Raw genomic sequence first — 25,039 nt, 5'->3', positions numbered from 1 at the left:
GCCTTGTTCGTGACGATCACATCACTAGTTCGTAGTCCTCGTCCAGACTGTCCCGGTCCCGCCTATCTAGAAGGGCATTGCTGATCTGCTCGATCAACCGGAGACATCCGCGATAACCGACGATGGGCATGAGGGGATGCACGGCACGGTCCAGAATGGGAAAGCCCACTCGGACCAAGGGAATATCCTCCGCCCGGGCGATGTACTTGCCATAGGAGGTCCCGACCAGCAGATCCACCTTCGCTTCCTTTATCCACATTTGCAGATCGAACAGATCGCCCTCGGCCTTGATCTTCCGCTCGGTGATGTTGGCTTCGTCCAGCATCTTGCATGTCTGGTCCTCGAACGCTGCACCCGGAGTACCAGTCATAACGTACACTGGTTTCATCCCCATGGTTATCAGGAACTCGGTGAGCGGGACCACCGTGTCGGGGTCGCCGAACACCGCCACCTTCTTACCCTGATAGTGGAAGTGGGTGTCGATGAGGGTGTCGATGACCTGCCCCCTCTCTACGGTCAGAGTGCTCGGCACCTTGACCCCTGCGGTGTTCCGTAGGGCCATGATATACTCGTCGGTGGCCTTCAGCCCGATAGGTATATGCAGGGGGATACAGGCCACACCACACTTCTCCTGAAGAGCCACTCCAGCTGCATCGGACGACCACGCGCCGAGGGAGAGAGTGGCTTTGGAGTTGCCAGAGTCCTTGATTTGGGCCACTGTGGCGCCCCCCTTCGGGTACATCTCATACTTGCTGGTCAGAGGGGAGTCCAGCACATCGGTGGTATCCGGGTACATGATGAAGTCCACCCCCATCTCCTGGGCGATGCGCTTCATCTCCCTCATGTCACCGGGGTTGACGAACCCCGGCAGGATATTCACTCGTTCCTTGCGCATCCCCCCATCGTACTGGGCGAGGTACGTCACCATGGCCTTGCACATATTGCTGAACCCGGTCACGTGGGAGCCCTTATAGCTTGGAGTGTTGGCGTGGATAACGTACTTGCCCTCTGGCACCTCGGACTGCCTTATCATGGTCGGGACATCATCGCCGATGGTCTCCGACAAGCAGGTGGTGTGGACGGCCATGACCTCTGGCTGGTAAATCTCGAACACGTTCTTGATGGAGGTCTTGAGGTTGGCAGCCCCTCCAAAGACCGAAGCCCCCTCGGTGAACGAACTGGAGGTCGCCAGGACCGCGTCCCGGAAGTGCCGGGATAGGTGCATGCGGTGGTAGGCGCAGCACCCCTGCGAACCATGGCTGTGAGGAAGGCATCCATGGATGCCAAGCGACGCGTACATTGCCCCGATCGGCTGGCATGTCTTGGCCGGGTTGATCTTGCCGACGGTATGCTCCACTTGTTGTTTGGGCATGCATTCAAGCATCGGGGGCACCCCCCGAAGCGGCCGGAGCGTCCCACGGCGCATCGAGCATCTTCCAGGCGGGAGTGGTCATGGCATTGGTGACGTCGCGGGCGAAGACTAGTGCGCCGCTGAACCCAGCATAGGGGCCGCTGTAGTCATAAGAGTGCAGCTGCTTGGCCGGGACCCCCATTTTATGGGTGACGTATTTGTCACGCACACCCGAGAAGAAGATGTCGGGTTTGAGCATCTCTATGAGGGATTCTATCTCGTGGTGATTGAAATCATCCAGCATGATTTGGCCTTCCTTCATGCATTTGTACATGCCCCCGTAATAGGAGAGCGGGACCCGCTTCTTCAGCTCCTCGAACTTTTCCTGGGACATGCTGAGATGTATGTGACCTTCTTCGAACAGCTCCTTGTCCGGCTCGAGGTGAAGTTCTGGTATGTTCTTCTGATCGGCGTCGGCAACGATCGTCGGGATCACCTCCCTGCCCTCGTAGTCGTCCCGGTGAGCGAACTCGTACCCGGCCACCACCACCTCCATCCCCAGGTCCCTCAGGAGGTACTGATAATGGTGACTGCGGGAACCACCGACCAGCGTAAAGGCGGTTTTGCCGGTGCATATCTTGCGGTACTGCTCCAGGGAGGGAGTGATGCGGGCCACCTCCCTGGCGATGATCTCTTCAGTCCTCTGCACCAGCTCCTCATCATCGAAGCACTGGGCGACCTGTCGAAGCGACTCGATGGTTGCCTCTATCCCGATGAAGTTTACCTTAAGCCATGGCGTTCCGTACTTCGTCTCCATCATCTCGGCGATGTAGTTGATGGAACGGTGGCACTGAACCAGGTTGAGCTGGGCTGCGTGCAGGTTCTGGATGTCAAGGTAGCTCGAGTCTCCGGTTAGTACACAGTTTACGGTGTAGCCGATGTCCTTCAGAATCCTTTCTAGTTCCCAGCCGTCACCGCCGATGTTGTACTCACCGAGGATGTTAACGACGTGCTTTCCCACCTTGTCCCTGGTGCCTCGCCCGATAACGTGCTCCATTAGATTGTTATTCGCGATATGGTGCCCGCCCGATTGGCTGACGCCCTTGTAGCCTTCGCAGTTGAACGATAAAACCTGGATGCCGTGCTTGGCCTCGGCTGCCTTGGCCACGGCTCCGATATCGTCACCGATGAGGCCAATGGGGCAGGTGGCGCAGATGGTAATGGCCCGGGGGTGGAATATCTTTACCACCTCATCGATCATCGTCATCAGCTTCTTCTCCCCACCGAAGACGATATCGCTCTCCTGCATGTCCGTGGTGAACGCCATGGTACTGAACATCTTCTCGGGCGGGGTGTTCTCATCGGCCTTTGCCTTGTTCCTCCTGGTCCCCCAGGCATAGTAACTGCAACCGACCGGTCCGTGAACGATGTGGGCCATGTCCTTGATCGGACCGAGCACCACACCCTTGCACCCGGCGTAGCAACAACCACGTTGGGTTAGGATGCCTGGGATGGTACGAGTGTTAGCTTCGATCTTCTGGACCGCCTCGGGCCCCTCCTTTACAACGATGTGTTTCTTCCGGTTCTTCTTGACCTTGTCCGGATACCTCGAGTACATCTGTTCGAGCTCGATGTCGCTGATCGTCATTGATTGTTCCACTCCATTACCAGATGGCGGCCTCGCCCGATTCGCCGGTCCTTACCCGGATAGCGTCCACAACGGGGAGCACAAGCACCAGACCGTCGCCGATCCCACCCTCGGTCCTGTTGACTGTGGATATCGCCTCTATCACCCTTGGGACGTCCTCATCGTGCACCAGAACGGTGAAGAGCCTTCTGGGGAACGGCCTTGACCCGTTTAGGAAGGTGACCACCTGATGTTCGACGTCCTTGGGGTCGTTGATGTCGTCGTGGGCCATTTTCATCAGTTCGACCTTTTTCTCCTCCAGGATCGCAGGGTCGGTCACGAGTCTACCTCGACCCATGACCTTAACCGCGGTAAAACCGGCCACCCCGGCCTCGATGAGGGCTTTCTTGGTGACGCTGGTTTTATTCATCCGCACGATTGCCATGATCTCTTTCATCTAGCCCCCCCGTCACAGTCCCTTTCCGCCCCGGGATATTGTATAGGCCTCGTCGATCATGCTTACGAACACCTTGCCGTCCCCGAAGGTGCCGTTCTCCCCGGTCTTGGCGGAGTGCAAGATGGTGTCAATGATGGCTTTCTTCTGTTCATCGTGAATGACTACCATGATCATGGTCTTGGGGATCTCATCGTAGACGACGTTCCCGACCTTGATGCCCTTCTGCTTTCCACGCCCCACCACATCCACGAGCGTGGCGGCCGGGAATCCTTCAGCCCACAGGGCTGCCAGCACTTCGTCCTTCTTCTCCGGGCGCACTATGGCTCGTATCAATAACATGATGTTACCTCCACTAGCTATAGTAGCTCTCAGCAGGCCTCCAGGAACCCGTGCTGCATCATCAGATCCTCCAGACGGTCCTGTTTCATCGGCTTGGGGATCACGAACATCTTGTTCTCGTCGATTGCCTTGGCCAGTTTCCGATATTCGTTGGCCTGGTTGGACTCGGGATCGAAGTCGATGACCGTTTTTTTGTTGATCTCTGCCCTTTGCACCAGATTGTCCCTGGGAACGAAATGGATGAGCTGGGAGCCTAGCTCCTCGGCGAAGGCCTTCAGCAGGGCGTATTCGTTGTCGACCTTACGACTATTGCAAATGATCCCCCCGAGCCGGACCTTGCCGGTGGTAGCGTACTTCTGAATCCCCTTGGAGATATTGTTCGCCGCGTAAAGGGCCATCAGTTCACCCGAGGCGACAATGTATATCTCCTCTGCCTTTCCCTCCCGGATGGGCATGGCGAACCCACCGCAGACGACATCGCCTAGGACGTCGTAGAACACATAATCCAGGTCGGGAGTGTAAGCGCCCAGCTGCTCAAGCATGTTTATGGAGGTGATGATTCCCCTGCCTGCGCAACCAACTCCCGGTTCGGGACCTCCTGATTCGACACAACGGGTGTTGCTGAAGCCCGGCTTCAGTATGTCCTCGAGATCGATGTCGTCGCCCTCATCACGGAGAGTGTCGAGCACCGTCTTCTGACATAGTCCGTGCAGCAGTAACCTGGTGGAGTCTGCCTTGGGATCGCACCCTACGACCATCACCTTCTTGCCTGCCGTGGCCAAGGCTGCAACGGTGTTCTGGGTCGTGGTCGACTTGCCTATACCGCCTTTTCCGTAGATTGCTACTTGCCTCATTTTTTTCTCTCCGAACTCAGCTACCACTAGGTTGGACTGCGCAGGACTGAGGTGAAGCCAGATCCTACGCAGTCCGCGGCCACTATTTGCCGCTTGGTTTTTGTGCGAGCAACCTCGTCGTCGCCCATCGTCCAATAGACAAATACATAATAAAATCTTTTGATTAGAGATGAATGAGCATTATATACTGTAAATATCAAACATATGTATAGTATGAATCTATCTACATGTACATAAATGTACATTAAAAAATTTCTGCATTAAGCACTGGCTTTCCTGCTGGCACGTCGGCTTGAAAGGGTCAAAGGGCCTGTCGGGCCAAGTTACTATCAGAATGATAAGATAAAATTTTGAGGCGGCTAGATCCCGTAGAGGGGATCGCCGTCGTGGGCCAACACTTCCTCGTGCCCCGGCATCACGCAGGGGGGACTGGGAGCTTCCTCTCCGTAGTGGGCCCTCCACTTCGCACAGAGCCATGCCTGCAGCTGCCGCACATCGGCCTCGCTCATGTGCTTGAACCGCCCCTGTAGCTTCAGGTACTCAGTGACCGGGGTCATGGCCTTCGGCTTGTAGGTCACCTTGGGCACCCCATTCTCGACCTCGTACAGCGTCCACATGCCCGTATCCACCGCGAGGCGGTTGATGCTCACCCCCTTGGAAGGCTCGATCCTCCAACCCGGGATGCACGGCGTCAGGCAGTGAAGGAATCTGAAGCCTCGGACTTCTTTGGCCTTCTGCACCTTACGCACGAAGTCGGTGAAGTGTGCGACCGACAGTGTCGCAACGTACGGTACGTCGTGGTCGGCCACGATGCGGGCGATGTCCTTCTTGAATCGGCGGTTGCCCTTGACCTCGAGACCCACCGGGGTGGTGGTCGTCCACGCCCCGAAGGGGGTGGCGCTGCTCCTCTGTATGCCGGTGTTCATGAACGCCTCGTTGTCCAAGCAGACGTATATGACGTCCTCGTTCCGCTCCGCCGCTCCTGACAGCGCCTGCAGGCCGATATCAAAGGTACCCCCGTCGCCGGCCATCCCCACCACCGTGGCGTCGAGGTGCCTGCGCCGCAGCGCTGCCTTAATTCCCGTGGTCACTGCCCCAGTGTTCTCGAAGGCGGTGAACATGTACGGAGTCTTCCACGATGAGTAGGGGTAGAGTGCACCGAACACGACCAGACAGGAGGCGGGCACGTACACCACGGTGTTCGGACCGAGCATCTTGGCAATGTTCTTCGCCGTTGCCGCGTAGCCGCATCCCGGGCAGGCTCCATGGCCGTGGGTCAACATGTCCTCCCGAGGCACGTCCTTCATGCTCGTCATCCTCGTCATTCCATCTCACCTCTCAGCGCATGCCAGGTGCAGTCCCTGACCTTCTCCCCCCGGGCGCTCCGCTCCACCAGGCCATACATGTCCCTTACCATCTCCGCGGTGATGTCCCGCCCACCTATCCCAGCCAGGTGGTCGGTCACGGTTATCCCGCTGCCATACAGCGCGTTGCGGACCTCGGTGAACACCGGGCCGTAGCCGTTGAACGCCGCTGAGCGGTCGAAGGTGCCCAGCGCCTTGAGGTTTAGCGTCGCTTGCCGCAGCTCCTGCCCGGGGAAGGGGCGCATGTACCGGAGCTTGATCAGTCCGGCCTTCTTGCCCTCCGCCCTCAGCTGGTCGACGACCTCCCGGGCGATGCCGGCCCAGGTGCCTAGGCCGATAAGGGCGAACTCGGCATCCTCCAGGCGGTACGCTTCGAACAGCCCGCCGTACCGCCGGCCGGTGAGGGCGGCGAACTCTTCGTCTGCCTCCCCGATCACTGTCCTGGCGGCCTCCACTGCCCGGTCCTGCTGGTACCTAAGCTCGGTGGCGAACTCGGGCGGAGTCACCGGGTTCATCATGATTGGGTCCCTGGGATCCAGAACGTTCACCGGGGCGAACCGGGGAAGGAAGCGGTCCACCACTGCCTGCTCCGGGATGTCCACGCCCTCCACCACGTGGGAGAGAATAAAACCGTCCAAGCATACCATGATCGGCAGCATCACCCGACGGTCCTCGGCAATGCGGAAGGCCTGGATGATCATGTCCAGCGCCTCCTGGTTGTCCTCCACGTACACCTGCAGCCAACCGCTCTCCCGCACCGGCACCGAGTCGTTGTGCTCCGTCCAGATGCCCGACGCGGCCCCCAGGCTGCGGTTGGCCACGGCCATGACCACCGGCAGGCGCGTCGGTGCGGCGGCGAACAACATCTCGTACATGAGGGCCAGGCCCTGGGACGATGTGGCGGTGAAGGTCCGCACCCCCCCGGCGGACGCCCCGACCGCCACCGACATGACCGAGTGCTCGCTCTCCGCGGGGATGAAGTCGGCGTCCATCAGGCCGTCGTTGATGAACTCGGAAATTTGCTCGATTATGACCGTCTGGGGGGTGATGGGGAACCCAGGCACGACCTCGGCGCGGGCCAGCATCGCCCCGTACGCAACCGCCTGGTCGCCGGTGATCGTCTTCACTGCCATGTGCCGCGCGCCCCCTGCAGCATGTCGATCGCCTCTACCGGACAGATGTCCGCGCAGATGCCGCAGCCTTTGCAATACTCCAGGTCCCAACGCATGTAATCGTCGTCCTGCCGGACAATCGCGGCATCTGGACAGGACCACCAGCACCGCAGGCATCTGATGCACTTGTCCTTCTTGTACAGGGGCGTCGACCACTTCCACCGTCCGGTGTGGTGCTGGTAGGTGGTCGCCGGGCCGACCTCCTCCTCGACGTGGGCCGTCTTTCTGAGAGAAACGCCGATGGGTATCTCGTCCCACACTGGTAGCCAGCGCTTCGGCTGTACGTATTCCCGCTTACCCTGGGTGCGACCGACCACGGTGGCCTCGTAAGCCCTCCGGGCGGCCTCGGCATTGAGCATTCCCGCCCTCCGCCCCAGCTTGCCCCCGAACCGATCCTCTATCGCCTCCAGGATGGCGTCCAGAGGTACAACGTTCCACACCTTGGCCACGGCGCCCAGCATGGCGGTGTTGACCACCGGCATCTTGAGCGTCTCCAGGGCGATGGACGAGGCGTCAACGGTGCCACACTCGGCGTCCACCCCCGCCCCCAGGTCCAGCTCCTCCGGCCGCTGAGCAACGTTCATGACCACCTTGCCATCCGGCCTTAGGCCGGACGCAGGGCCCTCCAGCTCCAACAGAGAGGCGTCCATTATCACGACCAGGTGGGGCCGGTACACCTGGCTCTTGGTCCTGATCTTGGCGGTGTCGATCCGGGCGTACGCTTCCACCGGAGCCCCCCTGCGCTCCGCACCGAAGTAGGGGAACGCTTGCGCCTGGAAGCCTATGCGTACCGCCGCGTCGGCCAGGGTCTGAGCGGCCATAACCGCGCCCTGCCCGCCTCGCCCATGGAACCTGATCTCGTACATCTATAGGGGCTGAAGCGCTGTGAAAGGATAAGAAAGTGGCCCGGATGGGCCGAAAAGGATTAAAGGACCTCGCGGAACGAGGATCCTGGGGCGCCGCACACCGAGCATTCCTCTGGTGGTTCGCCCTCCTCGATGTTGCCGCACACTGGGCAGATGTACAGCTTCTTGGTCGGTAGATCCTTCTTGCTCTGCACCGAGGAGTAGGCGGCCTTGTAAAGGGCCTCATGGACCTTCTCCACCTCGTTGGCGAAGGTGAAGGAGCGCACTGCATCCTTGTTCCCCTCCTTCTTGGCCTGCTCGATGAACCCCGGGTACATGGTAGTGTGCTCGTAGTTTTCCCCGTTGATCGCTTCCTGAAGGTTCTCCTCCGTGGTCTTCACGCCCTTCAGCACCCTGAGGTGCGCGTGGGCGTGGATGGTCTCCGCCTCGGCGGCAGCCCGGAAGAGCCTGGCCACCTGCTCGTAGCCATCCTGGTGAGCCTTCTGGGCGAAGGCGAGGTACTTGCGGTTGGCCTGGGACTCCCCGGCGAACGCCTCCTTCAAGTTTTTCACCGTGTCTGACATGTCGAATTACCTGGCCTAAGCATGGTCAAAAAAAGTATAAGACGTTTGAGCCGCAAAGGTTCACTTCTTACGGCCACGGATGGTGGGATCGATGACATCCAGCCAGCCGGTGCGGGCCTCGATCTCTCCTCGGACCACTTTACTGTAGAGGTCCCTCAGCTCGGCCGTGACGGGTCCGGGGACCTCCTTGCCGATGGGGATCCCGTCGATCGAGCGCACCGGGTGCAGTTCGGCGGCGGTCCCGGTCATGAACACCTCGTCAGCGATGAGAATCTCCCCGCGGGTGATGCTCCTCTCCACGACCTCGTAGCCGAGCTCCCTGGCCAGTTCGATAACGGTGTCCCGGGTGATGCCTTCCAGTATGCCCTCCGACAGCCCGGGGGTGACGAGCTTGCCGTGGCGGACCATGAACACGTTCTCCGCCGAGGCCTCCGCCACCGAGCCGTTGTGGTTGAGCATCAGCGCTTCATCGGCCCCCTGGCGCATGGCCTCCTTCTTGGCGACGATGGAGTTGACATAGTTGCCACAGACCTTGGCCATCAGCGAGGTGGCTAGATTGGACGGCCGCTCCCACGAGGAGGTGATGAGCGACGCGCCCGGCGCTCCTCCCCTGATGTAGGCGCCCATGTGCACGGTCATGATGGCGACGTGAGTGGGCACGTTCACCGCGCTGAGCGCCAGCTCACCGTTCTCGCCATAGAAGGCGAGCGGGCGGATGTAGTCCGCTTGAGGTCCGTTGGCCCGGCAGACCTCCTTCACCGCCTCGCATAGCTCATCCAGGGAATATGGGACGTCCAGCTGCAAGAACCTGGCCGAATCGAGGAATCGGGCCATGTGGTCCCTCAGACGGAACACCGCCCTTCCCTTCGTCGTGTCGTAAGCTCTCAGGCCCTCGTAGACGCCCCATCCGTAGTGCAGGCCGTACGAGAGGGGGGACACCCGGACATCCTGGATCCCCGTCAGTCTACCGTCTAACCAAACCTTGTTTTCCCTTTCTGACTTCTTCATCCCTACACCCAAATACGACTTCGCTTAGCACTCCGTTTTATAAAAAGAAGAGGACGTGGCTATTGAGGAGGAGGCGGGTTCTGCTCCTCCTGGAGCACACGCTTAAGGAATTGCCTGGTTCGGTCATTGCTCGGTTTGGTGAAGATTACCGCAGGGTCGCCCTCTTCCGCTACAACGCCCTGATCCATGAAGATGACACGGTCGGCGACATCACGGGCGAAGGCCATCTCGTGCGTCACCACGACCATGGTCATGCCCATGTAAGCGAGCTTCTTCATGACCTCCAGCACCTCCCCGATGAGTTCCGGGTCGAGGGCCGACGTCGGCTCGTCGAACAGCAGGACCTTGGGATGCATGGCAAAGGCTCGGGCGATGGCGACACGCTGCTGCTGCCCACCGGACAGCTCACCTGGATAGGCGTCCGCCTTCTCCCGCAGGCCGACCTTATCTAAGGCCTCGAGAGCCAGTCGGTCCGCCTCCTCTTTCTTCATCTTCTTGACCTCTCTCAAGGGGAGTGCGATATTCTTCCTTGCCGTGAGGTGCATGAACAGGTTGAACCCCTGAAATACCATGGTCATCTGGGAGCGGACAAGGTCGATGTCTATGTCCTTCTCCATGATGGTATAGCCATCGAAAAGGATGTCACCGGAGTCGGGCTCATTCAGTCGGTTGATGCACCTCAGCAGGGTGCTTTTTCCACTGCCAGAGGGGCCGATGATCGCCACGACCTCGCCGGGCATCACCTTGAACGATATGCCCTTGAGGACGTGGTTCGTTCCGAAGCTCTTCTGGATGTTCTTCATTTCAATCAAAGGAGTGACCATTGATTAGGCCCCCATGTACCCAGGTATACGGAATTTTCTCTCCACCAGCCTCATGATGGTCGAGGTCGAAAAGGTCAGGGTGAAGTAGATCAGAGCCGCGAACAACAGGATAGTGAAAGTATCGAAGGTTTGCGGGATGATCCTTGACGACCAGTAAGTGATTTCCATTACTCCGATCGTGTAGGCCAGCGATGAATCCTTGATCACAGTGACGTATTCATTGGTCATGGGGGGAATAATCAACCGGAACCCCTGTGGTAAAATTACGTAGCGCATGGCCTGGAGATACGACAACCCGGAAGATCTAGCAGCTTCCATCTGGCCAGTGGGTATTGATTGAATTCCTCCTCGGATGATCTCAGCCTGATAGGCCCCACTATTAAGCCCCAGAGCTAAGGCACCGGCCACAAAGGGATTGAAGAGAATATGGAACGAAGCGACACCGTAGTAGAGAATGAATATCTGAATGAGTAGCGGCGTCCCTCTGAGAATTTCGATGTAGATTGTTGCTATCCCTCTAGCAATAAAATTTTTCGAGATGCGCCCCAGCCCCATGACTATGCCGATGCCGAGACCCATGGCGATCGAGACCAGGCTTATCTCAACGGTCACAATTGTTGCATTCAGATATTGATTCGCAAACTTCGCATTGGTCTGCGATTGAAGCATTATGGCGAATAGAAGAATGATGACAATTGCAACACCAATCTTGTTTACGATCTCTTTTCGCTGGTTAAGCGTGTCTCTGAACGTCATAATATGACCTGCTATTATATTAAATATAAATAAAAGAGGTTTTTAGGGGCCTCACAGGCCCCACTTGGCTCTTAGCGCTGCCATCTCCCCGTTCGCCATCATCTCGTCGATAACCCTATCGACTAATGCCTTGAGGTCGGTGGACTTATGGTTCATAGCTACTCCATAAGGCTCGTCAGGCAGAGGTATGAGGCCCGAGTTCTTCAGCTCTCCATTGGACTTGGAGACGACATCGTTCACGGTCGGATTGTCGATGATAAAGACATCCGAATATCCGCTCTTGACGTCCTGTACGCAATCGGAGATCTTGGGCAGGCTCTTGACCTTGTCACTGGAAACCTTACCGGTGTCGACCAGATTCTCGGTGACCCATGACTCCGAGGTCGTACCCGTGTTGACCACTATCTTCTTGCCATTGGCCAATATCTCATCGATGTTGGACATGCCAGAGGCAGTAGACTGGGTCAGGAGACCATAACCTGCTTCAGCCTTATAGTAAGGTTCGCTGAAAAGGACAGATTTGTTCCTTTCATCGGTTATAGTCATTCCGGATAGGCTCATGTCTATCTGGTTGTTATTGAGAGCCGTGGGAATGTTTGCAAAAACCCGATCCTCCACCTGGAGGGTTATGGTCATGTTGAGCTCTTTTGATACGTTTTCAGCGATCTTGTTGGCCAGATCGATGTCGAATCCATAGATCGAGCTATTGGTAGGATCGAATGATTCGAAGGGCGGGAATGATGCTTCCGTCCACATAACGATCTTGCCTTGTTCCTTGATCTTTTCGAGCCCGTACTTTTCAGTGCTGCCTTTGGTCAGGCCACCGAGGACCACCGCGGCGATCATGACCACCACGACGACCACGACGATTGCGGCTATTACCCATGTTTTTTTACCCTTTTTCTTCAAGGGCGATGGGGTCGTTCCTCCCACAGAATCCGACATGATTTCTGCGAATAGCTTACCACTAAATAAACATGTATTGACATCTGGGTCTGATTTCGGACAAAACAGGCCCTGTGTGTATTTCGTACGTTTCAATTTTCTTTCGAATAATAAAATGAAGTCATACGAGCCGAATAAAAATCTGGCTTTTTTTACGAAATACGATATGATTAAACCGCAAAAATTTTTGAAATTAAAGGACGGCGGGCTCTGGACAGGGTCGATGCCATCTCATAACTTTTTTTCCCTACGGTGTTTTAAGATTCGTTTCAGATTCAGCTTGGTATTAAATCCTCGCTCCATAATGAGGGGTCGATGATGGGAGAGAGGAAGCAGCTGATCAGGAGCAAGGCGCCCTTGCGCATCAGCTTCGCTGGCGGGGGTACGGACGTGCCCCCGTACTGCGAGGAACAGGGGGGCGCGGTCCTCAACTCGACGATCGACCGGTTCGCCTACTGCACCATTTCTCCCCGTAAGGATAAGGAGATCACCATTCGTTCTCTCGACTACGGCATCGTGGAGAAGTGGAGGGCCAGCGGAGATATGTTCGTCTATGATGGCAACCTCGACCTCATCAAGGCGGTGCTCAACCATTTCGAGGTGGACCGTGGCTTCGATATGTTCCTCCATTGCGAGGCCCCGCCCGGCTCCGGCCTGGGGTCGTCGTCCACGGTCATCGTCTCGATCATCGGGGCGATGGTGGAGTGGCTCAACGAGCCGCTGTCTCAGTACGACATCGCCCACCTGGCGTATTTCCTGGAGAGGAAGGAGCTCGGCCTGGAGGGCGGCAAGCAGGACCAGTTCGCGTCGGTGTTTGGTGGCTTCAACTTCATGGAGTTCAAAGGCCACGATACCATCGTGACGCCGCTGCGGGTGAAGACCGACATCCTCAACGAGCTCCACTACCAGCTGCTGCTGGGCAATACCGGCAAAACGAGAGACTCGGCGAACATCATCCATAGCCAGACCGCCGGATACCTGAAGAAGGACGAGCAGGTCGTGGAGGCCCTGGACCGCACCAAGCAGCTGGCGCGGGAGATGAAGGATGCCCTCCTGTGCGGCGAGATCCGCAGGATCGGGGAGCTCCTCAACGAATCCTGGGAGGCGAAGAAGAAGTTTACCTCCCAGATCTCCAATGATCGCATCGACCTCATCTATGAGACGGCATTGGCCAACGGTGCCGTAGGCGGCAAGATTTCCGGCGCAGGGGGTGGGGGCTTCATGTTCTTCGTATGCGAGTACGATCGCAAGCACAAGGTGGCCAACGAGCTGACCAAGTTGGGCGTGGACATCGTCACCTATAACTTCGACAAGTATGGACTGCAGACCTGGAGGTACTCTGATGGCCCTTCTCGTTGACGAAGAGCTGAGGGAGTCGTCAGCGGTGATCGCGTCCCTCGATTGCCACCAGATAGAGGCCATCGCCGAGGCCATGATCACCTCGCTGCGCCAGGGTGGCAGAATCATCTTCTTCGGCAACGGAGGGAGCGCCGCTGATGCCATGCACCTGGCGGCCGAGCTCTCCGGCCGTTACCTCATGGAGCGCCCGGCCATGGATGGCATAGCGCTGTCGTCGCTGTCGTCGATCACCGGCATCGGTAACGATTACGGCTACGAGAGGGTGTTCGTGAGGCAGTTGGAAGCGTGCGCCCGGGCCGGGGACGTGGCCGTCGGCCTGAGCACCAGCGGGACCTCCAAGAATGTCGTCCTCGCGCTGACGAGGGCGAAGGAGCTAGGCCTCGTCACCGCGTCCTTCACGGGTTCAGGAGGCACGATCAAAGAGCTGGTGGACCACCCTCTAATCATCCCGTCGACGAGGACGCCTCGGATCCAGGAGGCGTACCTGTGCGCCGGGCACATCATCTGCGGGCTCGTGGAAAGAGGCATGTTCGGTCGTCGGGCGGTGTTCATCGACCGGGACGACACCATCGTCCAGGATGTACCTTACTGCTCCCGTCCGGAGGACCTCAGGCTGTTCCCAGGGGTCGGGGAATCGATGCGCCTGCTCAATGAGGCCGGATACCTGACCGTGCTGGTGACCAATCAATCCGGGATAGGAAGGGGGTACTTTGACGAAGAAATGCTCGAGCGCATTCATGTGAAGCTCCGGAAGGATCTGGCGGCCGATGGAGCCAGGCTGGACGCGATCTACTACTGCCCCCACCGCCCGGACGAGGGCTGCGGCTGCCGCAAGCCGGCCACCGGGATGCTGGAAAGAGCAGTCAGAGACCTGGGGATAGATCTGCGGTCATCATGTGTCATCGGGGACACCGAGAACGACGTGGCGATGGGGCAGAAGGTGGGGTGCAGGTGCATCCGGGTGTCCAAGGACATGGATTTCAACCAGGCGGTGCGCACTATCCTGGGTTCGAAGTGAGACGGCTCAGGTGGACAGGTTCTTAGTCGAATCCACCGGGCTCCAAACCATCTTATCCCCCTTGTCCAGGGCGACGTACAGTCGGGCGTAGGCTCGGCAGTACGCTTCCATGAGCATTGCTGCTCCCATCAGGAAGGGCGAGGAACGGCTGTCGCGGATGAAGTCCAGGAACGAGGAGAACAGCAACCGGGGGTCCTGGGTGGGGATATCGTAGCTGAACTTCCGCTTCATGTACCCCTCTCCTATGTTGACCCGTGTTCGCTGCTTGATGAAGTCCCTTACCGTCGCCGGACCCTTGTTGCGGACGATGGCTTCCGGGGCGTACACCGAGCGGTAACCGCGCTTCTCCACCTCCATGCGAATGATGTCCTCGTCCGACTGGAGGTCGGTAGGCAGCTGCACATGGATGTTGCGGAAGGCGATCAGCTCCCCGATCTTGGGATAATGCAGTGATACGCGGTGATGCATTCCCCACAGCATGTGAACGGCGAAGCCCGTCACTGTGTCCTTGGGGTTCACGGGTACAGGATGGCCCCCGGCGATGCCCACCTGAGGGTCATTGAACTTCACCAGGAGGTTCTGCAGCGCTCCCTCAACTAGCACGTTGTCGGCATTGACCAGCACCAGGATGTCGCCCCGAGCCCAGGACATGAAGAGGTTGACCGCGGAGTTCTTACCCTCTCTTAGGGGTTGGGGGATTAGGCGGACCAGGCGGTTGTTTGCACCGAAGGTCCTCACCGCCTCGTCCGTTCCGTCGGTGCTGCCGCTGGACACGACGATGACCTCCGCCAGCTCAAACCCCTGCAGCGCCTGTGAGGTGATGGATTCCAGTGACCGCCTGATGTTCCTCTCCTCGTTGTAGGCGCAAACCCCGACCGATACTGTCGGTTTGGTGCCTCCCTTCCCATCCCTACATTCCATCGTCGCCCTCTTTTCTGGACTTGTACCTCTTCAACACAATTAATGCTGTCGTCGCCACGAGCACTACCGCCAGGAGACCTACGATGGCCAGATATGTAGCCTTACCCTGATACTCGACCGTCACAGTAGTGTTGCCGTTCTTCAGCAGATAACCGTTGACGATGGAATTGACAGGCACATGCAAGATCGAACCTCCATCTGCCTGACCCTTCCACCATGAATTGTAGTTCTCCGATATCTGGAGCAGGAGAGAGCCGGTCCCGTTTACCTTCACCGAATACGTTTCGCTGTTCAAGCGTTCGTAGCTGACGTTCGCAGTAGAGGCGGCACTTTTCTCCCAGTCCCCTGAGAATATGGCTACGCCGTAAGTGCCGTTGGTGGAAATCCCAATGCTCTCCCCGCCGCGAAGATGGCCGAGGTCGAAGACCGAGCCGTCAAGGCCCGAGGCCAAACGGAGTGCCGAATCGCCTTGGATGGTAACCGAAGCAGGGTCGCTTGCATTCGTATCGACCACTAGGGCCCTCTCCTGACCGGCAAGAAGATTCCCAACGGTGATGTTCAGGCCCTCCCCCGAGTTCGATACTCCGACCCCATCTTCACCCCGCACCTGCACACCGTCCCCGAAATAGCTGTCGGCGGGATAGATATAGACCAGCTTGTCGAGGTGGTCAGCCAGCATGGTATTTACTCTCTCGACCTGGGCGCCCATCTCTTCGTCCGTGGCCACTACGAGCCTCTCCAAGTTGCTCAAGCCATCCCCCTGGTTGGCTATGGTGACCTTGACGGGCCCCGTTACGGCAGGCATCTGGAACTTAACCCATGCCATCTGGTGGGTCGGATAGTTGGCATCATAGGTCTGGTCTGGAATGCCGGGGATGCTTATGGTGATTGTCCCGGCATCTGGACCCCTCATAAGTTTGAGATACATGTATGACCCCGCCCCCTCCGACTCTACATCGAAGGACACATCGCACTTACCCATCGTGTAAAGGGTCGGGCTCAGCGTGAGGCCGGCCTTGAGCGGCCATTTTCCCTGGATCCAATGACTCGTCTCGTCGGTTGTTTGGGAGGTGCCAAGATCATACAGCATTACTGACTGGTCAGTGGACCATCCGGCAAGGTCCATGTAAAGCTCGGTAAGGTCTCCGTTTTCGATGTAGATATGGTCGGTGATATTGAGCAACTGTTCCGCCTCAAAGGGGGTGAGTTGATCTAGAAACACTAGGCCCTCCGAGGCCGGCTCGAAAAGGCCCATCCCCGCCAGATCAGTAAGCATGCTCCTACCCCCAGTAGCTAAGGATATGTTGCTAAACGCCGTAGCCCTTGGCGACCAATTGTCATTCTCTAGTACCATGCCTCCGCCCTCAAACTCGGCGACGACGGTCAAGTTATGCATACTGAGGAAGGCATCCCTCTCCTCCGAGGAAGTGTGAGTCTGGACTACTATGTAGCGCATACTGCTGGACGCCCCAAGAATGCTGGGGATCTCCTTGTAACCGAAGATCTTGCCATCGATGGCTTGGTCGAAGAACGCCCAGTAGTCGTAGGTCGACGATCCATAGACCGTATCCTTGCCAGTATACATTAGGCTGTAGATGCCAGGGTCGATGGTTGTTGTATTCGGGTACCCATAGCTGGACGGCCCGTTGTGGTAGTCAGCCATGTAAGGAAGGTTGAGCACTCTGAAGTCGCCTTCCTCCTTGCCCACCCAGTCAAATGGGGCCTTATACTCTGCAGACAGATCGAATGTGCCCACTGCTCCTGCGGCTATAGCCCCTGACTGTACTATCAGACACCCGCCGATGATGATCACCATCGACGCGATGACCTCTTTCTTGTGCCTTTTTATCAACAACAGTAAACGCTGCGAGGGGGAAGCCAGGTCAGCTCTGGATTCAAGGCCGGCCATGAAGTAAGCCACTAGCAAACCGTAGGCGAAGCCGGTGAAGAGGGAGAACCTAGAGAACACCCGGATCGTATCGAGGAGAGGTAGATTGACGTAGGCCCACTCGAACACACCAGATAGGGGCTCGTAAGGCCCCTTGGCCGTGAAGATGAATATCACGGCAATTATTGCTAATGGCAGAACCTCACGACGGCGGTCCTTCCAGAGCAGTGCACTGAAGGCGAGGACAGGGACCAAGTATGCCGCCATGTTCGCCACTGGGATGAGGGCTGGTGATTGGACCCAGGCACTGGTCTCGTTACCATAGAAGAATGAGTTTTCACTGGCTTTTAGGGTCAGCGCATCCGTGAGCGACGAGCTGCTCCAGTGCATTGCCTCCTGTATCGGATAGCTCGTATTGTAGGTGGGAATATTGTTAGCCAGCAGGACACTGAGGCCAAGGAAAGCCACAATCAATACAATGGAAACCGTCACCTTGGACAGACGGACCAACGGAAATGGCTCCATGAGGTACAGAATTAATGCATACAGCCCCAGGAACAGCGCGGCAATGAGGACAATATTGGGTGGGGCCAGGGTCCCGTAAGCAACTAGGATCAAAGGGATAAGAATGTCGAATTTTGTCCTCCTCTCCTTGAGTATGCCATGAACGATGATGAAGATGAATGGGAAGAGAGCATAACCAAGGACAAAATAGTAATGACCGTCTATGACCTGAGATAGTATCACCTGATTGAAACTGAAAACCAAAGCTGCGACCACCGCCGCCGGGAGGTTACCGGTCATCCGTTTTGAACAGACGAACATAGACACTCCCGTTAACCAGAACGCCGAAATCATCAGCGCCTTGGCAATGTCCAACGGCGAAAGACCTAGCGCGGTGTCCAACTGATATAGTATCTGGTAGGCTGGAAGAGGGTAATCCGGAAAGCCCAGCCCAGAGTAGGATATCCATGTGGCAAAGAAATCATGGCTCAACTCGCTGTATGTTAGGATAAATGGCAAGCCCATTGAGTCCGTGCCCAATGGATTAGCGTGCTGGAAGAAATCCCGGAAGATGAATAGGGTGACGGCCAGAAAGAGGAGAGAGAATGTCAGCTCCCACCTGAACTGAAATGCCAGGGACCTTAGTCTATGGGCAATTGGTCGACCCGACACGGCTCCTTCTCCATTCGTTGCCTTTCTTGTCAATTCTTAGATCACCATCTTGTCACTGTCCGGTCGTAACGTCCCCTGTCCTCACCTTCGCCGGAAATAGATACACTGTTCGAACCCTGCCTTCAATTCGGTTCAGCTCCGAAGGCGATCGAACAGATCCCTCATCCGTGCGATTGAGCGATGGAAAGCCCCATCCTTTCTCGTAGGTCGCATGGTGGCACGTAGATAGTCAAAGGAAAGGAGCAACACCCCCGCCCCGAGTGAGTAGAATGCCACCATCGTCATGTCATTGGCGGTCGACTCGGCGCCGAGTCCGCTGGTAATAGCTGCCAGCACCATTATGGACACGGCTAGAACGATGATGGACCTGGACGCGAATTTGAACTTGAAGCGCAAAACCAGGAATGCCGCGATGAGGATGATTGCTATGATGTCATAGTATGCTATCGTCATTGTATCAGATCTCCATCCAGAACATGCTCACGCTGCATATCCTGAGCGGGGGCAATCCCTCCCATACTAGATTTGTCTGATACACCAAACAATTTCATTTCCTCCTGATCGATTTCCACATTGAGCGGACTCCCCTCCCCACAGCCCCGGAGCCGTACCAGAGCTCGATAACGGCGACCGCCCCAATCGCCAGCAGCGCCAGCGAGGAGATCGCCAGGCCTTCATCGAGCAGAGACTGTGGCCCATAGGTTATCTCCAGCGTGATGTTGCTTCCGACCTCATCGATCCAGAAACCATTAAGGCACCCGTACAGGGCCACGGGGCTTATTGTCCGCACTGCCACCCCGTCCTTGTAAATGGTCGCCTTCCACTGGGAATCATACGACTCTGCTAGGCAATACATGAACGGACTGTCGCTGCTGATCTCGATCCGGTAGTGGGTCGGGCTGAGCTTTTTTATCGATACATCGTTGGCTCCCTGTGCGTCCAGGAACTTATCTAGGGAGCTGCCGTCAGTGATCCGATAAGTCCAGAGCGATGTGAGGATGGAGCCAGTCGTTCCATTGATGGTAAGGTTGTATGTACCTGGATCCAGGTGGACCGTGGTGGAGACGCTTGCACTTCCCCCGTCCGTGATCAACTGCAGCGGGACGCCGTCGACCGTCAGCACGAAACTACCAGATCCATAAAGGGATAGTTTGTAATCCCCTTCCGAGGCGATCGACAAGGTGGTCCACGCGCTTCCGTTCTTACCGAAGACAAGGTTATTGCCTCCAGACTCGTTGGTTATGATGGTCGCATTAGTGCCCAAGAAACTGGATGCGGAGTTACTGATGAACATGTTTTTTCCCGCTAGGGCTCCCCCAACCTTCTGGGCTGCTTCAATGTAATTGGTCTCGTTGATAAGGGATATCGTTCTAACAGAGTTCGTCCCTTCCACGCTCTTGACCAGCGCGGTGTAGGTCCCCTCGTTAAGGTACAGCGCCTGTCCAAGCCAGATCCATTTTTGCTGCGAGTACTGAGTGGCTATGGTGGAGTTGATTCCCGCTAGGTCGATACCGACCTCGCCCCCGCTTGGGGACACCAGGACCTCGTATAGCAGATAGTATCGCCCGGTCTCCGGCACATCTATCGGAATCTGCATGTACGGCGAGGTCGTATAGTTCATCATACTGTAAAGCGATAACTGGTCGAACCAGGTGATCGCGTCTCCTTCATCTGGATGGAGCGGGGAGCTGGCATATATCCGAAGCTTCACCTTCTCGATGTGCTCTGGTATCAGTACCTTGAACGAATACTCCTCCCAGTCATGAGTCCCCGACATTCCTTTGAGTGTGTAATTCAGCGCCCTCCACTCACCCAGAGCAGAATCGTAGCCCATCACCGTGATATTGGAGCCTGCGGCGTTCTGAGTTTTCATCCAATTTACACTCCATAATATGTCGTTAGATGTGACGTTGACCTCCGGGCCCTCCATATAGCTCGTACCGGTGGTATCATTGGTCATCGTCATCATCAGGCCGCTGGTGCCAGGCCTGACCGAGCTGGAGAGGACGGCGGTGGCGAGGGATCCGGGGCCTGCCGTCCATTCTTGCAGATCGGACTGCTTATCGAAGGACCAGCTTGCCGATAGGTTTCCGTCCGAGTAGGTTTTCCCACTATCTACAATCTGAGAGCTGTTGGAGTACAACGCATCCATGGTCGCGTATTTCTCCCACCCATCGGATGACAATCTACCGAGCTCATAGGGACTGATGCTCAGCTTTTCACTCATAAGATTGATAAGGTACTCCATGGTGTCCGGGCTGTCGCTCACCAGTAGATCTGAGTATTCCTTGAACATCTCGGGATCGTAGCCCCATATCCCGGTAAGAGGGACGATAGGCTTCTCTACCGAGATCGTAGACACCTCCGAGTAAGAACCAAGGAGCAGAGCGGGCAATCCGCTAACCATGTTAGAGGACGTAACCTCTGGGAGCCTGTATAGGGCCACATTATCGTCCTCGTACAACTTATCAAGGTTCTTGTCCTTGATTAGCTCATCAACGAAATTAATTGCGTCCTCAGCCGGGACCGCAGTATATGGATTTATATTGTACTCAGTCGAATAATCCTTCTGAATTAAAATGGCCCTAACATTCAGATGGTACATGAAGGAGAAAAAGGCATTCGAATCGTTATTTTTGATGACTTCATAAATATATCCTAGCGCAAATCGGTCATAGGGCGATAGAGTAAACTGGAGCACGGATGCCTGGGGTAAGAAATCATATGCTAGCGATTTCGAGTTCGGTCGATTGAGCTCACCCGATATGTTGTATGAGTATTCCCCGGAAATCGAGAACGGGAAGACAATTACTCTGCCATTTTCCCCGAGTTCGGAACCTATTGCGTCCTCCAGATTCAAGTAATTCGTTTCAGATAGGTTGACCTTATCCAGAGGGTTTATTATCTCCCCAGTAAAGAACGGATAGCCGATCGCCGAGATCAGAAGGATCATCACCAGACTGAAGACGGCAAAGCGCTTTCTATCAGGTATGTGAATGGCCAAGTTGCGAAGCGCATATAGCATAAGGAATGCGTTCAAAATTATGAAGAGACTAACGAAACGATCATAGGGGTGGCGGAAAAATGTGCTGTGTAGCTCGAAGAGTAGGTTGCCAAGGTCATTGAACGGTGCAGAGACCCCCTTCATCGCCAATGGCAGTACCAGATAGGAAGCAGCGATGGTTATCATGATCTTCTTCCGGCCCTTATCCTTTTCACTGCCGATGAACCACATCGCGAGGCCGGCTAGGATTGGGAACACGTACAATGCCGCCCTGATGATACCGTTAGCAAGGTAGGCATCCGACCAGGAGTATGGAAACGAATCGACATTGTTGTAAAGTAAATAATTACCGACCATGGTCAGGATGTTGCTTAGGGTGGTATATTGAGAGGAATAGTCGAGGTAGTCCTGATCGCTATAGAAATTTGGTGCCGATGTGTAGGTGGATGTTGATGTTAGAGAGAGGAACTGGGGAATCAGAATCCAGGCTATCAAGGCAATAAAAAGGACACCAAAAAATGCGACCTGCCTTACCTGCCGCAATCCATTGCCCTGCCCTTTAAAATACCATAGGACAAACAGCAATGCATATGCCAAGAAGAGGTTCACGAACCCCACTTGAGGGAAGCCTGCCGCCAAGGGGGTGATGAACACGACACCTGAGGCAACCACATAACGGAGTTTACTCGTCTCCAGAAATTTCAGAAAGAGGTAACAGAGTATGGGAAAAGCTGCCCAAAAGAGGGCCCAAGTCATATACCTCCAGTAAACGGTGGAGATTGTATACGGGTTAATGACATAGAAAAGGGTGACAATGAGTATAAGGACTCTGTCCCTGGCATTGATATTACTATACCCAAGAATCTGCCGACAGAACTGTTTGAAAAAACAATTTGAGAACGTGAATGCCAGGAACACGGTCAGGTAGTACATGATGGCCTGGGAGGCCACCAGAGCCTCCCATTGCCCCAGCAATGGAGATATTGCTGTAACCAGAGCGGTCTGAAGAAGATAAAATGGGATGAGATTGAATTCCGCCATCGATATTCCGAGCGACTCTCCGGCCTTCCAGAAGTATAGAACATCCTCCAGCCGCCTCTCCGGGTTAAGGTAGAAGAGGGAATCGATCTGATGGATGAAGGACCAACCACCGAACCACAACAATACTACAAGGGATAAAGCTGCGAAAAGGATTAGTTCGATGTGCCGTTTCATGAACTGGAGCACTTCAGCCATTCTTCATCCCTTCGCACAGTTCGATATCTCTAATCAGACTGGCAGTCACTGACTCCCAGCGATAGTCGATTGCCTTGCTCTTATTTTCCACTTCCATCTTCGATCGATCCTTTGGTGAGAGGGTCATGGCCTTGGCGATAGCTGAGGAGATGGACGTGACATTTTCCTGATCAGCTAGGAAGCCGTTCATTCCGTCTAAAACAATGGATGGAAGGGGGCCTATATTCGAGGTGATGATCGGTATCCCACGAGCTAGAGATTCCTTAACCGTAATGGGGTCACATTCATAGAGGGATATAAGTGCGAGGGCGAGAGCGCCATCTATGAGCGCATACTTCTTTCCCTCGCTTACGTAGCCAACGAAATGGACCCTATCGGCCATGCCAGTTCGAGATGTAAGAGCATTAAGCTCATCATAATAAGACTGGTCCTGTATGGACCCACCGATGATCAGATGAACGTCCTGTTGATTTGAGATTGCCTCTATCATCCGGTCGATATTCTTCTCTCTTGATACCCGACATAGCATCAGGATATACTTCCTGCCTGATAACCAGGCTAGGCCATTATCCTCTAGCCGTTGTGGGGGTAAGTCAAAGGCGATGTCTTCCACTCCATTCGTCTTTATGGTTATGAGTTTCTCATCCACTCCTGCCTTAATCAGCTGGTCCTTCTCCCACACATTAAGTGCAGAAACACCACAGGTCAAGTTATTGATGAAGTACCTTCCAAGAGTAAGATGGTATATTCCCTTGACCGAACGCCGTGGTAGGGAGAACATACCCCAGTATGGCGTGAAACCGCCATGGGGTACAAGCCAAATCTTGGGTCTTTTTCCATGGAACCATGAGAGTAAAGCTCTGGTGTATAGTGAGAACGTGAGGGACATATCGAAGTTGTTCAGGTATATTGGCTCGTTAAAATCCAGGAGCTTGGTAAGAGCGCGATTGGAGGAGGAGCGGTGCACCTTGAATCCGTCTATAATTTCTTCGGGCGGTAGGCGATCTCCTTTATTAAAGCCGTCATCCCTAGTGAGGACCGTGGCTTCATGACCCATTTTACCTACCCTTTTAGCCACCTCATAACAATGGGTCTCCACACCGGCCTTAATAGGGAGGAAAAACCTCGTCACTATCTGAAGATGCATTCACCTCACCGCCGCTCATCCCGGTTCGATGCATCAATCGTCACTCCTGGCTGTTGCGCCTCCGTTTTATTGGATTGGTTGGATAGCTCGATAGAAGCGGATGTCGTTACAAACCTCATGCCATCGATTATGCCGCTCATGTAGCTCCTGGCGAGCTGTACCCTCTCCCTGCGATTCTTCGTCCTGGCCGTGAGCATTATCCTAAAATAGTAGCAGGTCAGCGGCCAGTTAAAAAGAGAGATGAAGAGAAGATATCTGACGGGGCTCGCGTACTTCTTCAAGAACAGAACCCGGTTCCTGCCAGAGTAATAGGCCCGGATATCGTTCTGGAGGTGATGTGTCCGGGTCTTATCGTCCCCCTTTTTCGGGACGGGGATGTCGTGCCATGTCTTTGCCCGAGGATTGCACATGACTCTGAAGCCCTTCCGCCTTGCCCGCTCACCGAGATCGGCTTCCTCATAATGGATGGGGAACAGAACCTCATCGAACACACCGACCTTCTCGATGACTTCCCGAGAGATCATGAAGGAGTTGGGGAAGTCCTCACTTTCCATCAGATCATGATACTGGCCCTCATTAATCTCCCCCCTTCCAATAAACCTTGTTAGACTAGTGACCATATTGCGTCGGACGCCCGCACACCAGATAAGCTCGGGCTTTTCGAGGTAACACATAATCGGACCGACCACACCAATGGACCCCGTGGGATCGCCTACGAAAGTGCCCACCAACTCACTTATGCAGTTGCGGTCGACCACGTTATCGTCGTCGACCAGGAACACATACTGCCCGGTGGACGTATGGATACCTATATTCCTGGACTTGGAAATGAAGCCCTCTTCGCTGTTGGTAATTAGCATGATGTTGGGGAAGGCGTCCCGGACGGCCTCGGCGGTCCCATCAGAGGAGCGGTCGTTCACGACGATTATGCTTGACTCATTCACCGGGAATGTGCTTTCGAGGAGGGATCTGATGAGACGCAGCAGCTTCTCCTTCCGGTTATGGGTCGGTATTACTATGGAAATGCTTATCTCACCGGGGCCTTCCATCCTTCGCTCACCCTTACCAAGCCGTATTAATGAACCCGCATGCGGTTCATCCATAAATTAACGCTTACTGCCGATTAAGTGCTCCACGAGTCCAGTCCTCGACCCATTGGCGAGG

General features: G+C 55.6%; 21 protein-coding genes. 2 read left to right on the top strand and 19 right to left on the bottom strand.

Going from position 1 to position 25,039, the window contains the following annotated elements; translation table 11 throughout:
* Positions 1-16: 16 nt before the first annotated feature.
* From SA339_01210 to SA339_01150, 13 genes are all read right to left on the bottom strand, one after another.
* Positions 17-1,384: a nitrogenase component 1 gene (locus SA339_01210; protein MDW5561816.1), complete on the bottom strand. Its 1,368-nt coding sequence runs from the start codon at positions 1,382-1,384 to the stop codon at positions 17-19.
* A complete protein-coding gene (nifD, locus tag SA339_01205) occupies positions 1,377-2,999 on the bottom strand; it encodes a nitrogenase molybdenum-iron protein alpha chain (protein MDW5561815.1) in 1,623 nt (540 codons plus the stop codon). Before nifD ends, SA339_01210 begins: the two co-directional genes overlap by 8 nt.
* A gap of 16 nt (positions 3,000-3,015) precedes the next feature.
* Entirely contained in the window at positions 3,016-3,435 is a 420-nt protein-coding gene (locus tag SA339_01200; GenBank protein ID MDW5561814.1) for a P-II family nitrogen regulator, read from the bottom strand.
* A gap of 12 nt (positions 3,436-3,447) precedes the next feature.
* Complete coding sequence (locus SA339_01195) at positions 3,448-3,774, bottom strand: P-II family nitrogen regulator (protein ID MDW5561813.1); 327 nt, start codon at positions 3,772-3,774, stop codon at positions 3,448-3,450.
* A gap of 29 nt (positions 3,775-3,803) precedes the next feature.
* Positions 3,804-4,628: a nitrogenase iron protein gene (gene nifH, locus SA339_01190; protein ID MDW5561812.1), complete on the bottom strand. Its 825-nt coding sequence runs from the start codon at positions 4,626-4,628 to the stop codon at positions 3,804-3,806.
* Positions 4,629-4,987: 359 nt separating this feature from the next.
* Entirely contained in the window at positions 4,988-5,953 is a 966-nt protein-coding gene (locus tag SA339_01185; GenBank protein MDW5561811.1) for a thiamine pyrophosphate-dependent enzyme, read from the bottom strand.
* A complete protein-coding gene (porA, locus tag SA339_01180) occupies positions 5,950-7,125 on the bottom strand; it encodes a pyruvate ferredoxin oxidoreductase (GenBank protein ID MDW5561810.1) in 1,176 nt (391 codons plus the stop codon). The genes SA339_01185 and porA overlap by 4 nt, the downstream gene beginning before the upstream one ends.
* On the bottom strand, positions 7,116-8,030 hold the full coding sequence (locus SA339_01175) for a 2-oxoacid:acceptor oxidoreductase family protein (GenBank protein MDW5561809.1): 915 nt from the start codon (positions 8,028-8,030) through the stop codon (positions 7,116-7,118). Before SA339_01175 ends, porA begins: the two co-directional genes overlap by 10 nt.
* 59 nt (positions 8,031-8,089) lie before the next feature.
* A complete protein-coding gene (locus SA339_01170; GenBank protein MDW5561808.1) occupies positions 8,090-8,593 on the bottom strand; it encodes a rubrerythrin family protein in 504 nt (167 codons plus the stop codon).
* Between the two features lie 60 nt (positions 8,594-8,653).
* Positions 8,654-9,601: a branched-chain amino acid transaminase gene (locus SA339_01165; protein ID MDW5561807.1), complete on the bottom strand. Its 948-nt coding sequence runs from the start codon at positions 9,599-9,601 to the stop codon at positions 8,654-8,656.
* Between the two features lie 59 nt (positions 9,602-9,660).
* Complete coding sequence (locus SA339_01160) at positions 9,661-10,425, bottom strand: amino acid ABC transporter ATP-binding protein (GenBank protein ID MDW5561806.1); 765 nt, start codon at positions 10,423-10,425, stop codon at positions 9,661-9,663.
* A gap of 3 nt (positions 10,426-10,428) precedes the next feature.
* On the bottom strand, positions 10,429-11,181 hold the full coding sequence (locus SA339_01155; protein ID MDW5561805.1) for an amino acid ABC transporter permease: 753 nt from the start codon (positions 11,179-11,181) through the stop codon (positions 10,429-10,431).
* Positions 11,182-11,232: 51 nt separating this feature from the next.
* Complete coding sequence (locus SA339_01150; GenBank protein ID MDW5561804.1) at positions 11,233-12,126, bottom strand: ABC transporter substrate-binding protein; 894 nt, start codon at positions 12,124-12,126, stop codon at positions 11,233-11,235.
* 318 nt (positions 12,127-12,444) lie between these two features.
* On the opposite strand from SA339_01150, the gene SA339_01145 reads away from it, so the two are divergent.
* Both SA339_01145 and SA339_01140 read left to right on the top strand, forming a co-directional pair.
* Positions 12,445-13,485 (top strand): kinase, encoded by a 1,041-nt coding sequence (locus SA339_01145; GenBank protein MDW5561803.1) that lies wholly within the window; start codon positions 12,445-12,447, stop codon positions 13,483-13,485.
* The gene (locus SA339_01140) at positions 13,469-14,503 is read left to right on the top strand and encodes an HAD-IIIA family hydrolase (GenBank protein MDW5561802.1); all 1,035 of its coding nucleotides are present in this window, start codon (positions 13,469-13,471) and stop codon (positions 14,501-14,503) included. The genes SA339_01145 and SA339_01140 overlap by 17 nt, the downstream gene beginning before the upstream one ends.
* Before the next feature lie 6 nt (positions 14,504-14,509).
* On the opposite strand, the gene SA339_01135 is transcribed toward SA339_01140, so the two are convergent.
* The 6 genes from SA339_01135 to SA339_01110 form a co-directional block, all read right to left on the bottom strand.
* Entirely contained in the window at positions 14,510-15,424 is a 915-nt protein-coding gene (locus tag SA339_01135; GenBank protein ID MDW5561801.1) for a glycosyltransferase, read from the bottom strand.
* A complete protein-coding gene (locus SA339_01130; GenBank protein ID MDW5561800.1) occupies positions 15,414-18,521 on the bottom strand; it encodes a hypothetical protein in 3,108 nt (1,035 codons plus the stop codon). The genes SA339_01135 and SA339_01130 overlap by 11 nt, the downstream gene beginning before the upstream one ends.
* Positions 18,522-18,620: 99 nt before the next feature.
* A complete protein-coding gene (locus tag SA339_01125) occupies positions 18,621-18,941 on the bottom strand; it encodes a hypothetical protein (GenBank protein MDW5561799.1) in 321 nt (106 codons plus the stop codon).
* Between the two features lie 94 nt (positions 18,942-19,035).
* Positions 19,036-22,728 carry a hypothetical protein gene (locus tag SA339_01120; protein MDW5561798.1) on the bottom strand — a complete coding sequence of 1,231 codons (3,693 nt, stop codon included), beginning with the start codon at positions 22,726-22,728 and terminating at the stop codon, positions 19,036-19,038.
* Positions 22,721-23,875 (bottom strand): glycosyltransferase family 4 protein, encoded by a 1,155-nt coding sequence (locus tag SA339_01115; protein MDW5561797.1) that lies wholly within the window; start codon positions 23,873-23,875, stop codon positions 22,721-22,723. Before SA339_01115 ends, SA339_01120 begins: the two co-directional genes overlap by 8 nt.
* Positions 23,876-23,880: 5 nt before the next feature.
* A complete protein-coding gene (locus tag SA339_01110) occupies positions 23,881-24,924 on the bottom strand; it encodes a glycosyltransferase family 2 protein (protein MDW5561796.1) in 1,044 nt (347 codons plus the stop codon).
* Positions 24,925-25,039 lie beyond the last annotated feature (115 nt).

The sequence above is a fragment of the Methanomassiliicoccus sp. genome, from assembly GCA_033485155.1.
In the GTDB taxonomy this organism is placed as follows: Archaea; Thermoplasmatota; Thermoplasmata; order Methanomassiliicoccales; family Methanomassiliicoccaceae; genus UBA6.
This window is presented reverse-complemented; position numbering and strand designations above follow the sequence as displayed.